The 11071-nt window shown below is 60.0% G+C and carries 11 protein-coding genes; 2 read left to right on the forward strand and 9 right to left on the reverse strand.

The annotated features are described in order from the left end of the window. Window positions 1–6: 6 nt before the first annotated feature. From eutL to Q0K15_RS04550, 9 genes are all read right to left on the reverse strand, one after another. A complete protein-coding gene (gene eutL, locus Q0K15_RS04510) occupies window positions 7–657 on the reverse strand; it encodes an ethanolamine utilization microcompartment protein EutL (RefSeq protein ID WP_294512855.1) in 651 nt (216 codons plus the stop codon). A 22-nt stretch (window positions 658–679) separates the two neighbouring features. After that, window positions 680–1570 (reverse strand): ethanolamine ammonia-lyase subunit EutC, encoded by an 891-nt coding sequence (eutC, locus tag Q0K15_RS04515; RefSeq protein ID WP_294512858.1) that lies wholly within the window; start codon window positions 1568–1570, stop codon window positions 680–682. 17 nt (window positions 1571–1587) lie between these two features. Next, window positions 1588–2958, reverse strand: a complete 1371-nt coding sequence (locus Q0K15_RS04520; protein ID WP_294512862.1) for an ethanolamine ammonia-lyase subunit EutB — start codon at window positions 2956–2958, stop codon at window positions 1588–1590. Between the two features lie 22 nt (window positions 2959–2980). Beyond that, the gene (gene eutA / locus Q0K15_RS04525; RefSeq protein ID WP_294512865.1) at window positions 2981–4411 is read right to left on the reverse strand and encodes an ethanolamine ammonia-lyase reactivating factor EutA; all 1431 of its coding nucleotides are present in this window, start codon (window positions 4409–4411) and stop codon (window positions 2981–2983) included. A 120-nt stretch (window positions 4412–4531) separates the two neighbouring features. Further along, on the reverse strand, window positions 4532–5959 hold the full coding sequence (locus tag Q0K15_RS04530) for a sensor histidine kinase (protein WP_294512868.1): 1428 nt from the start codon (window positions 5957–5959) through the stop codon (window positions 4532–4534). Window positions 5960–5962: 3 nt separating this feature from the next. Further along, on the reverse strand, window positions 5963–6550 hold the full coding sequence (locus Q0K15_RS04535; protein ID WP_227604482.1) for a response regulator: 588 nt from the start codon (window positions 6548–6550) through the stop codon (window positions 5963–5965). A 41-nt stretch (window positions 6551–6591) separates the two neighbouring features. Beyond that, window positions 6592–7017 (reverse strand): EutP/PduV family microcompartment system protein, encoded by a 426-nt coding sequence (eutP, locus tag Q0K15_RS04540; RefSeq protein WP_294512873.1) that lies wholly within the window; start codon window positions 7015–7017, stop codon window positions 6592–6594. A gap of 32 nt (window positions 7018–7049) precedes the next feature. Next, a complete protein-coding gene (locus Q0K15_RS04545; protein ID WP_365933232.1) occupies window positions 7050–7409 on the reverse strand; it encodes a BMC domain-containing protein in 360 nt (119 codons plus the stop codon). Between the two features lie 282 nt (window positions 7410–7691). Further along, complete coding sequence (locus Q0K15_RS04550; RefSeq protein WP_294512876.1) at window positions 7692–8825, reverse strand: 1-propanol dehydrogenase PduQ; 1134 nt, start codon at window positions 8823–8825, stop codon at window positions 7692–7694. A gap of 420 nt (window positions 8826–9245) precedes the next feature. On the opposite strand from Q0K15_RS04550, the gene Q0K15_RS04555 reads away from it, so the two are divergent. Next, window positions 9246–10478, forward strand: coding sequence for a GNAT family N-acetyltransferase (locus Q0K15_RS04555; protein WP_294512879.1), 1233 nt, complete (start codon window positions 9246–9248; stop codon window positions 10476–10478). Window positions 10479–10493: 15 nt separating this feature from the next. Then, window positions 10494–10958 (forward strand): GNAT family N-acetyltransferase, encoded by a 465-nt coding sequence (locus Q0K15_RS04560; protein WP_294512882.1) that lies wholly within the window; start codon window positions 10494–10496, stop codon window positions 10956–10958. The last annotated feature ends 113 nt before the right edge of the window (window positions 10959–11071 follow it).

The following is an 11071-nucleotide window of genomic DNA, read 5'->3' on the forward strand; positions in this document are numbered from 1 at the left end:
TGGGGATCAGTCGATGGGGTTGTCGGCCACGAACTCCACAGCGGAGGCGAAGGCGTCGCAGGCGGACTTACAGGCAGACTGGCTGCCGGTGAGCAGACCGCCGCCGAAGTTGGTCTCGCTGGGGGGCGCGTACAGCACGCACAGACGGACGTCGGCGGCCTTCAGAGCGGCATCGACGCCGTACATGGCCTCCAGAGGAGGAGCGATCAGGTAGGCGATAGCCTCGCCCTCCTGGATGCCGCAGGCCTCGGACAGGTAGGAACCGGTCCGGGAGATGCAGTGGGCGTAGTAGACAATGGTATCGTCCTCGTTGGCGGAGACGAAGTGGCACACGTTCTCAATCATGTCCACACAGGCGGCCAGGCCGGCCTTGGCCTCAGCGGGGTTGGGGGCGGCCAGGATGCCGATGATCTCACCGGCCAGCTTGGTGTTGGCGTTGGCAGCGCCGCCGTAGAAGCTCTTGGCGTAGGCCACGCGGCAGTCGGCCTTCTTGGTGGCCTCGTCCAGGGCGGTATAGGTCACATCATCGCAGTCGGCAGTGACCAGGGCCAGGGACTTCTCGCCGGGCTGCAGGCCCAGCTCCTTGGCCATATCAGGAGCCACGTTAGGGATGATCTTCGTGGCCAATACGGTTGCTCTTACGGGATCTCTTTTCATGGTAGAATTTCCTCCCTACTCCTTACAGTTTCAGATCAGTGCCGCTGGCCTTCTTCTCCAGCATGATCTTAATGATGTCGGCGATGTGAGCGCCGGCCTCGGCGGGGATGGTACCATTCCGGTGGATGTTGGAGACCACGGTACGGCGGGCCTCAGGCATGCCCACGGTGGCCTTGTAAGCGATGTAGGCGGACATAGACTCGGCGGTGATCAGGCCGGGACGCTCGCCGATGAGGGTGCAGGTAACCTCGGCGCCGGTAAGCTCGGAGATCTCGTCCATGACGGCCACACGGCCAAACTTCACGAAGAAGGGAGTGCCCACGTCAATCTTATAGTTCTGCAGGCCCTGCATGATGGCGGGGAGCAGATCGGGGATGTTTGCGGCCACGGAGGCGGAGGACAGACCGTCAGCCACGTAGATCTGGACGGTGGGGTTCTTCTTGCACTTTTCCTTGATGGTGGCCACGGCCTCGGGGCTGAGCTTACGGCCCAGATCGGGGCGGGTCAGATAGGTGTCCTTGCTGTCGCACTGGGTCTGCACGATGAACAGGCCCTGGGACTTCACGAACTCCTCGTCCACGTCGTTGAACACGGCGTCCTGGGCGGCGGAGTGGGCAGCGCGGAACTCCAGCTGGGGGAGGGTCTTGTAGCGGGCGCCGGCCTTGCCGATACCCAGACGGCAGGGAGCGTTGAACTTCAGCTCGGCATACTCCTCGCCGTGCTCAGGATTCTCCACCAGATACTGCTTGCGGATATCCACCTCGGTGATATCGGGGATGCAGCCGTCTTCGATGTTGGCGGGCGCCTCGCAGGCCTTAGCACAGGCGGCCTCGACAGCGGGAGCGTCGGAACCGCTCACGTTCATCTCGCTGAGCACCTGCTCAATGATTGTTCTCAGATCTTTCTCATCCATGAATCACACCTCCTCCCTTATTTCGCCAGGAACACGGAAGCGTCGCCAGCCTTGGCGGTCAGCTTGCCGTTCTCGGAGAAGCCCATCTTCTCCAGCCACATATCGAACTCGTGGATGGGACGCAGGCCGAAGATCTCGCGGAGGGCAGCGGCCTCGTGATAGCCGGTGCACTGATACATCAGCATGCAGTCATCGCCCTCGGGAACGCCCATGATGTAGTTGCAGCCGGCGGCAACCAGCAGGGTGGCCAGGTTCTCGATGTCGTTCTGGTCAGCCTTCATGTGGTTGGTGTAGCAGGCGTCGCAGCCCATGGGAACACCGGTCAGCTTGCCCATGAAGTGGTCCTCCAGGCCGGCGCGGGTGACCTGCTTGGAATCGTACAGATACTCGGGCCCGATAAAGCCGACCACGGTGTTGACCAGGAAGGGCTGATAGCGCTTGGCAAAGCCGTAGCAGCGAGCCTCCATGGTGACCTGGTCCCAGCCGTTGTGGGCATCAGAGGAGAGCTCGGAGCCCTGGCCGGTCTCGAAGTACATCACGTTGGGACCGGTGCAGGTGCCGCGGCTGAGCATGGTGGCGCGGCCCTCGTCCAGCATCTCGGCGGTCAGGCCGAAGGCCTCGTTGCCCTTCTGGCTGCCGGCGATAGACTGGAACATCAGGTCCAGGGGAGCGCCCAGCTTGTCGGCGGCAGCGGTCTGGGTGGTCACGTGGGCCAGCACGCAGATCTGGGTGGGGATCTCCCACTTCCGCTTGAACTCGTCGAACATCTTCAGGATGCGGGCCACGGACTCCAGGGAGTCGTCCACGGGGTTCAGGCCGATGACGGCGTCGCCGCAGCCCAGGGACAGACCTTCCATAACGGAAGCGATGATGCCCTTGGGATCGTCGGTGGTGTGGTTGGGCTGCAGACGGGAAGAGAAGGTGCCGGGCAGACCGATGGTGGTGTTGCAGTGGGCGGACACACGCATCTTCTTGGCGGCATAGATCAGGTCCAGGTTGCTCATCAGCTTGCAGACGCCGGCCACGATCTCGGAAGTCAGGCCGCGGGAAGCGTGCCGGATCATCTCGGTGGTGGTGCTCTCGCTGAGGAGCCACTCACGGAACTCGGCCACCGTCATGTTCTTGAACTCATTGAAGATGGTCTCGTTGACGGCGTCCTGGATAATACGGGTAACCTCGTCCTCCTCGTAGGGGACGGCGGGGGAATTGCGCAGATCATTTAAAGTAAGGTGAGAAAGGACCACCTTGGCGGCGACTCTTTCCTCGGCAGTCTCGGCGGCGATGCCTGCCAGCTTGTCGCCGGACTTTTCCTCATTGGCCTTGGCCATAACCTCGCGCACGCTCTTGAACTCGTACACATGGCCAAACAGCTTCGTTTTGAGAATCACGCTACTTCACCTCTCGTACTTTTTAAGAATTGAAGATCAGGGTCTTGATCACCACGGGCACCACATGCCCGTCCGCGACGGGTTCGCCGATGTCCACGTAGTCTCCGCTGAGGGTCTTGATGCCGTCGATGCAGATGACGTCTTTCTTGTAGTCCAGCATTACGTTCACCGCGTTCCCCAGCACTTTGCCGATATCGGCCTCCACCACAAGGATCAAGGGATAACTGCTGTCGATCACCTCCTTCGCTGCGTCAATGATCGCCGCTGCGAGGTCCTGGACCTCCGCAAAGCTGGTGCGCGTTTCCCCGTTGAAGGCAATGGCGATCTGTTCCACCTTGCCCTCCGGCTTGTACAGCGGCATCTGCCTGGTGATGGAGGTGCGAAACGTCTCCAGCGACGCCTCGTCCTCCTCGGACACCTTGAGGATGGGGATATTCTTGATCGGGAGCCGGTCTGCCTCGACGTGGATGGTGCTCCCGCTCACCTCGGTGGTATGCGTCCCCGCGCCCACCACCGTGGCCCGTATTGTCTCGGCGGCCTGGAAGAGCTGCACGGTCTGGAGGTCCGGGTTGGACCGGATCGCCTGACCCAGCAGCACACCAATGTCGCCGTAACGGAAATAGTCGCCCTCCATCTGCTGATAGACGCAGTCGGCAACGCCGCCGGAGAAGGTGATAGCCTTGATCTCCGGCTCGGCGGGGAGGGGTTTGCCGTCGTTGGTGTAGAGTCCCAGGTGGTCCCCGTCCATCTTCTTGAGGTGGAGGGACTGGGCCAGCTGGTCGGCCATCAGGGCGCAGATCTGGCGGAGCTTCTGCTCCTCTGCCGGATCGCCCACCTGGAGGTCAATGCCGTGGGACTTGGCCAATGCCTGTATCTTTGGGAAGAGATAAGTGACCCTGCCCTTGTCCACTTTGATGAGGCGGCCGCCGATATCCAGGCAGCTCACCCCGCGGAGGGTCCCCTTCTCATAGACTGCGATGTTGGTGGTGCCGCCGCCCACATCCAGGTTGGCGACGGTGGTGCGGTGCTCTTCCGAGAGCTTGTCGACGCCGGCACCCCGGGCCGAGAGCACCGACTCCAGGTCGGGCCCGGCGGTGGCCACCACAAAGTCTCCGGCCAGATCGGAGAGGGCCTCCAGCACCTCGTTGGCGTTTTCCTTCCGGGCGGTCTCGCCGGTGATGATTACCGCGCCGGTCCGCACATCCTCCGGTGTCATACCGGCGGCCTGGTACTCGTCCCGGACGATCTTCTTCACCGCCTCGGCGTCGATCTCCGTGTTGGACTTCAGGGGCGTAAAATAGATGAGACTGCGGTAGATGACCTCTTTGTCCACGATCTGGATCCGCGGCACGGTATAGCTGCTGGCCCGGTTCTCAATGGTCAGCCTGCTGAAAATGAGCTGTGTCGTGGAGGTTCCAATATCGATGCCCACGCTGAGGATCACTTCATGCAAGGCGTTCACCTGCTTTCCATTTTTGGTCGTTGGTCCTGTAAAAACAGGCAGCCCGAACACACAGGGGCTTTTTCTCTCCCCCGCGCATCCGAGCTGCGTCGCTCTGTTTTCCGGCCGGTATTACGTCACACTGGCCGCGTCTACGATTTGATTTTTGAAGTCAAAGGTCACATGGGTCCCGCCCGATCCCGATTCCACACTCAGATTCCCCCGGAGCTTATCCTTCACCATGGTCTGAACGATGGACAGGCCCAGCCGATCGGTGCGGACGTTCTCCACATCATAGCCGCTGCCGTTATCGATGACCTCGATGCGGGAATACAGCTCCCCGCGGGTCACCACGATACGGATCAGACCGCTCTCCCGATCCTGGAAGGCATACTGAAGGGAATTCTGCAGCAGCTCGTTGATGATGAGGGCCACCGAGGTGGCAATATCGGAATCTACCTTGAAGTCGTCCCCCTCCAGGGTGATATTCACGTCGAAGTGAGGGCGGGCAAAGTAGCGGACGGTATTGTTTTTGATGTTGAGGATGACCTCACCGATCTTTACCTGGTCCACACCGCTCTGTGCCAGCAGCTCATGGGTGGTGGCGATGGAGAGGATGCGGTTCATACTCTCGCCCAGGACCTTCCGGGTCTCCTCGTTGTCCGAGCGCCGGACCTGGAGCCGAAGGAGGCTGGCGATGGTCTGGAGATTGTTCTTAACCCGGTGATGCATCTCCTTGATGGCCACCGATTTGAGGATCAGGGCCTTTTCCTGTTCTTTCTTCCAGGTGTTGTCCTGGATGACCACGGCAAAGGCCATGTCTTCACTCTCCAGCTGGATACGTTTCACGGAAAGGCTGTGTCGGCCCACGGTGATCTCAATGACCGAATAGCCCGACTGGTCGGCATCATCCACCGAGTCTACCAGGCGCACATTCTCGTAGATCTGACCCAGCGGGTCCTCTATGTAGCCCAGTTGACGGTAGAGATCCCGAGCCAGGGAGTTCCGAAAGGCTACAACGCCTGTCCGATCCACCATCAGCAGCGCCTCGTCGATGCACTCGGTGAGCCAGTTGTTGCTGCCCACCATGTGGCTCAGGGCGTTGGCGATCTGCTCGTAGCTCTGCTCGGAAAAATGGAGCCGTTCGCTGATCTGCCGCTGCTCATCCACCCGCTGCTCCCGGATGAGCACGCCAATGACCCGGTCGCCGGCGGTGTTCTTGATGGGTTCCACCGACTGGATGGTGCGGCCATTCTCCTGGGTCACAGCCTTCATCTGTTTGGTGGCCACCCCCAACCGGAAGGTCCGGGCCACTGCGGGCTCGTTTTCCTTCCGGGCCAGGAGGCCCACCACGGTCTTTTTATAGGAGGACGGTACATAGGAGGGCTTCGCCTCGGCCACAACGATCGCGTCTCCATCCCAGGAGGGGCAGTCGATGAAAATATCGGCATCCTCCAGGTTGGCCAAGGGTTGGAGCACCGCACTCATACCCTGTATGGTGGCAATCTCCTCCTCTGTGAGGTCCGTATATTTTTTGCACAGCTCCCAGATGATGTCCATCTCTCACTGACCCCCGGACTTCATCAAGATGATCTCGGCTACCCGGCGCATGGACAGGTTCTTGGTCTGGCTGAGCTTCCGGATGTAGTCGTAGGCGTCCTGTTCGGTCATGCCCTCCTGGGCCATGACCTGACCTTTGGCCTTCTCGATGATGCTGCGGTTCTCCAGCCGCTCAGACACCTTCTGCATATCCTTTCGGAGCTTTTTCATGTCCTTGCTGCGGGCCACCGCCAGCTCAATGCTGGGGACCAGGGATTTCTCGTCGATGGGTTTGACCAGGTAACCGGCCACCCCAATATCTTTGGCCTGATCCACGAATTCCCGCTCACTGTACGCCGTGAGCATCATCACCGTGTCAGCCAGGTTTTCTTCATATACAATCTTGGCTGCGGACAGGCCATCCAGCAGAGGCATCTTGATATCCATGAGCACCAGGTCGGGCCGGCACTGCTTGCAGACCTCCACGGCGTCGAAGCCGTCGGCGGCCTCTCCGACCACCTGATAGCCCTCTTCCGCCAGCAGCTCCTTCAAGTCCATTCGGGTGATGGGTTCATCGTCGGCGATGACCACCCGGATCCCGTCCTTGTACATTCCACTTCTTCCTCCTTGCTGTGCCGGCGTCCGTCCGCCCGCTACAAGTACCCTAGGAACCGCAGTAGCTCATCGACTCCCTCGCCGCTGACGCTGCTGGTCACGAACATCTGGCTGGCCCCCGCCATGCGCAGGTATTGCTTGGCGCGCTCCACCTGCTCCGGCGTGGCGATGTCACATTTGGTCACCACACCAAGGGCGGGCTTGGCAAACTGGCTATTATAGGCCGGGGGAAACATGGTCCCGTCCTCCGTGGCATCCTGGACGAAAACAATGACGTCCGCGTCTGCCGCCGTTACCATCAGAGCGCCCCGAAAATACCGGCGCTCCAAATATTCTCCCGGCGTGTCGATCATGGTCTGATTGATGACCTGTACCGTCTGGGTCTTGTGATAAGTCAAGTCCTCATGATTGATCCGCTGACACAGGGTGGTCTTCCCCGCCGCCGAGCGGCCAATGAGGATCATACGTTTTTTTCGTCCTTCCATCTCGTCCGGCCTCAGGTCTTGGTCATGGGTGTGGGGCTGTAGCCCATCATGTCACACAACACCTGCATCACACTGTGGAGGGCGGCCTCCACAGCGGCCACATCACCGGTGATGACCAGGGAACCGTTGAACCGGTCCACGAAACCGATCTCCACCGCTGCGGCCTTGGTGGACACATCGGCAGCGATCATGGCGGCCTCACTGGGGGTGATGGTCATGATGCCGATGGCACCCCTGGCGTCGATCAGCCCCAGCTTTGTATAGAGGGAGTCGTCCGGGCTGGCGATCACATGGCACAGTGTCACCTGCTTGCCGGGGACAAACTCCTGAATAATTCGCTTTTTCTCGTCCAATTCGATCACGGCGCTCATCATCCTTCCATGAGCAGCGGTATCACCTGACAAAAAAGCTCCCACAGGATCAATCTTTTTCAGCATCAATCCCTGGGAGCTCCATCGCTCGGCTCAAACACCTGCGTTTCCTATCGATCCGCGCTGCTTCCGGCACTAACGGCGCGCCTTCCGCCACTTTTATACAAAAGCATCTAAAATCGCATCAATGCTTTTTGTATATTTTATCAGCCAAAAGCGGCATTGTCAATGCTTTTCTCTTCTTTCAGCCGCGGCCGGCACTACCGGACGCGGCTGAAACCTTTAGGGCAGCTTCCCGATATAGGCTTTCCGGAATACCTGGAGAATATCCTCCTTGGTACAGGGCTTGGGGTTGGTGGCGGTGCAGCGGTCGGCCAGGGCGGCCTCCGCCATAGCATCCAGCTCAGCCTCAAATTCCTCTTTGTTCACACCGGCGACCTGGATGCTGGAGGGGATGTGGAACTGCTCCACATACTTCCGGGCGGTGCGGATGAGGTTGAGGGCGCTCTGGCGGACACTGGAACTCTCCAGGCCCAGCAGGCGGGCGATCTTGGCATATCGCTTGGCCACGGGGGTAAGGGTCTCGGCACAGCCGGCGTTAAAGCTCATCACATAGGGGAGCAGGATACCGTTGGCCCGGCCGTGGGGAATATGGAACCGGGCGCCCAGAGCGTGGGCCATACCGTGATTGAGGCCCAGGCCGGAGTTGGAGAAGGCGATGCCGGCCAGGCAGGAGGCATTGTGCATGCCCTGACGTGCCTCCATATTCTCCGGCTCACGGTAGGCAGTAAGCAGGTGCTTGCGCACCAGCTTGATGGATTTTTCAGCCGCCGCGTCGGAGAAATCGTTGGCGGCGGTGGACACCAGGGCCTCCACCGCGTGGGTGAAAACGTCGATGCCGGTGTCGGCGGTGACAGAGGGGGGTACGCTGGCGGTGAGCACGGCGTCCAGAATGGCCACATCGGGCAGGAGGCTGTCCTCCACCAGGGGGTACTTGACCTCCTTCTCCGGATCGGTGATGACAGCAAAGCGGCTCACCTCGGAGCCGGTGCCGCTGGTAGTGGGCACCGCGATGAACTGGCAGTCCCGCATATCGCAGGCCTTGGCCGCGAAGAAGACGATGGCCTTGGCCGCATCGATGGGAGAGCCGCCGCCGAAGGCGATGACGGCGTCGGGCTTGAATTCCAGAATGGTGTCCACGCCCTTGGTGACGGTGGCGATGTCGGGGTCGGCCTTTACCTTGTCGAAAATGCGGTACTCCGCCCCTGCCTTGTCCAGCTCATCGGTGATATAGCTCACCTTTCCGCTGGAGGACATAAAGCCGTCGGTGACGATGAAGACCCGGTGCAGCTTGGGGGCGAGGGTCTCCAGTCCGCCCCCTGTCATGATCCTAGTACGCACGCTGAAGGAGTTCATATGCTCGCTTCGCTCCTTTCCCAGTTGGCCGGCACCCTGCTCGGCGCCGCCGAAAAACAAAAAGCGCCCTGAACGCAGGATAAATCACATTGATTCCCCGTTCAGGACGCTGCTTCGCATCCATTCCTTTGCTGACCGCCCACTGCTTCGCAGACGAATTCCAGCTATGGCAATTTTACGACATCAAAGGCTTTTTGTCAAGTTTTTTCTCTCAACCCCCTTCTGGTTTTGTTATATCTGTAAAAAAACGGTTTGACAACCCGGAGAAAGCCTGCGATAATATAGGCTGTCAAAGCAGGTGCGCGGAGGTCGTCCAGCCGGCCTCCAGCAGAACAAAATGGGCAGGCCTTGTCAGCGTTTGCGGGCAGGGTCTGGTTGCTATTCTCTTTTTCCCCGCGTTACCAGCAAAGGAGTGTATCAATGGAAATCAGGTTCGTTCTTCCCTCCGAACGAGATCAGCTCGCCCGCAACGTGGTGAGCGCCTTCCCGTCCAAGACACCGGATTCTCTCCTTCGGAATATGGAAAGCGAGCTGTACCAGCCGGACGAGGGACGCTACCTCGGCTGTTTTGACGACGATGGGACCCTGGTGGGTTCCATTCTGATGATGGATTTCACCCTCAACGTCAGAGGTGTGATGATGCCCATGGGAGCGGCGGCCTATGTGTCCACCAACTTCCTCCGGAAGAAGGAACACACGGCCATGACCATGCTCCGCGTCCTCATGGGGTATTACCAAAAGCTCGGTACAGCCATCGGCTGTCTGCACCCCTTCATGCCCTCCTTCTATCGGAAGATGGGCTACGGGTACTGCAACGAGAGCATCCTCTACCAGCCCAAACCCAGCATGATCCGTTCCTTCGGGGACAAGTCCGGCCTCTCCTACGCCGGCCCCAACGACAAGGAGGAGGTCCTGCGCTTTTACCGCGCCTGGGCCGAGAAGACCAACGGCGCCACGGTCCACCACTACATGGACCCCCACCGCATCTTCGACATGCCCTATGTGGTCATCTGCCGCAGGGAGGGTCGGATCACCGGCTACCTCACCTTCGAGTTCGTGGAGGTGGACCACTACACCGATATGTACCATGACCTGATGGTCCGGGAGATGATCTGGGAGGACGTGGATACCCTCAAGCAGTTCATGACCTTCTTCGCCTCCCAGGTGGACCAGATCGAACGGGTACGCATCTTCTCCCCCGACGAGTATCTCCACGTCATGTTCAAGAATCCCGACACCGGTGAGAATCGGGCCCACGACGGCTGCATCCACGAGATCGGACGCAAAACCATGGGCTACATGGTCCGCATCTTCGACGTGAAGCAGTATTTTGCCGTCCAGACTCACTGTGAGTCGCCGGTCTCCCGGCCCTTCACCCTGGCCCTCCAGGTCCGGGATACCTTCCTCTCCCACAACGACGGCACCTTCCTGCTGAAGGTGGAGGGGGACAGGGTGACCCTGGTGGACAAGGGAGAGCCCGACGTCACCCTCTCCACCCCCATCGCCGACCTCTCCTCCCTGGTGATGGGCGCCATCCCCCTGAGGGAATTTTTGGCCTACGACCGCATGCAGCTCAGCGACCCCAGCTATGCCGACGACATCCAGAAGGCCATCGGCTGGAGCGTCAAACCCAAGAACTATACTTATTTCTGAGCCGGAGGTGCGTCCATGAACGTGCGGATCACCAAGGCGGATGAGAGCCGCCTGAGCGCCTGCCATGAGGTCTTCCTGGACAGCGCCCTCTACGATCACTACTTTTCCCAGGAGGGGCGGCTGGACAAACAGCTCTCCACCGCCATCAGCCGGGGCGAGCTGTGGATTGCCCTCGCCTCCCGGGACGAGGTGGCCGGGTGTATGTGGATCGAGCCCACCGGCTTCTTCGGCGCCTTTCCCTACCTGGCCCTGCTGGGAGTGAAGAAGTCCTTCCGGGGCGCGGGCATCGGCCATGTGCTCCTGGAGACCTTCATCGGCGTCTCCCGCTCCCTGGGCTACAAGAAGTGCTCCCTGCTGGTGAGCCACTTCAACCCCAGGGCCAAGAACCTCTACCAGTCTCTGGGCTTCAAGAAGGTGGGCTATGTGCCCGACTGTATCCTCCCCGGCATCCACGAGAACATCATGGTCAAGGACCTGTAAACGCACAAAAAGTCCCGGCTCCCCATGGAGCCGGGACTTCAGTCTGTCGAGAAACCCGGCATATGCGTCAAGCATAAGCCGGGTTTCTTGTGTATAGCTGCCAAAGAAGGATA

The organism is uncultured Intestinimonas sp. (genome assembly GCF_944387245.1).
Classification (GTDB): Bacteria; Bacillota; Clostridia; order Oscillospirales; family Oscillospiraceae; genus Intestinimonas.

Coding starts and splice junctions, on each gene's coding strand:
- Q0K15_RS04535 (WP_227604482.1), bottom strand. CDS start 6,550: ATGTACAAGGACGGGATCCGGGTGGTCATCGCCGACGATGAACCCATC.
- Q0K15_RS04555 (WP_294512879.1), top strand. CDS start 9,246: ATGGAAATCAGGTTCGTTCTTCCCTCCGAACGAGATCAGCTCGCCCGC.
- eutP (WP_294512873.1), bottom strand. CDS start 7,017: ATGATCCTCATTGGCCGCTCGGCGGCGGGGAAGACCACCCTGTGTCAG.
- eutC (WP_294512858.1), bottom strand. CDS start 1,570: ATGGATGAGAAAGATCTGAGAACAATCATTGAGCAGGTGCTCAGCGAG.
- Q0K15_RS04545 (WP_365933232.1), bottom strand. CDS start 7,409: ATGAGCGCCGTGATCGAATTGGACGAGAAAAAGCGAATTATTCAGGAG.
- eutL (WP_294512855.1), bottom strand. CDS start 657: ATGAAAAGAGATCCCGTAAGAGCAACCGTATTGGCCACGAAGATCATC.
- Q0K15_RS04530 (WP_294512868.1), bottom strand. CDS start 5,959: ATGGACATCATCTGGGAGCTGTGCAAAAAATATACGGACCTCACAGAG.
- Q0K15_RS04550 (WP_294512876.1), bottom strand. CDS start 8,825: ATGAACTCCTTCAGCGTGCGTACTAGGATCATGACAGGGGGCGGACTG.
- Q0K15_RS04560 (WP_294512882.1), top strand. CDS start 10,494: ATGAACGTGCGGATCACCAAGGCGGATGAGAGCCGCCTGAGCGCCTGC.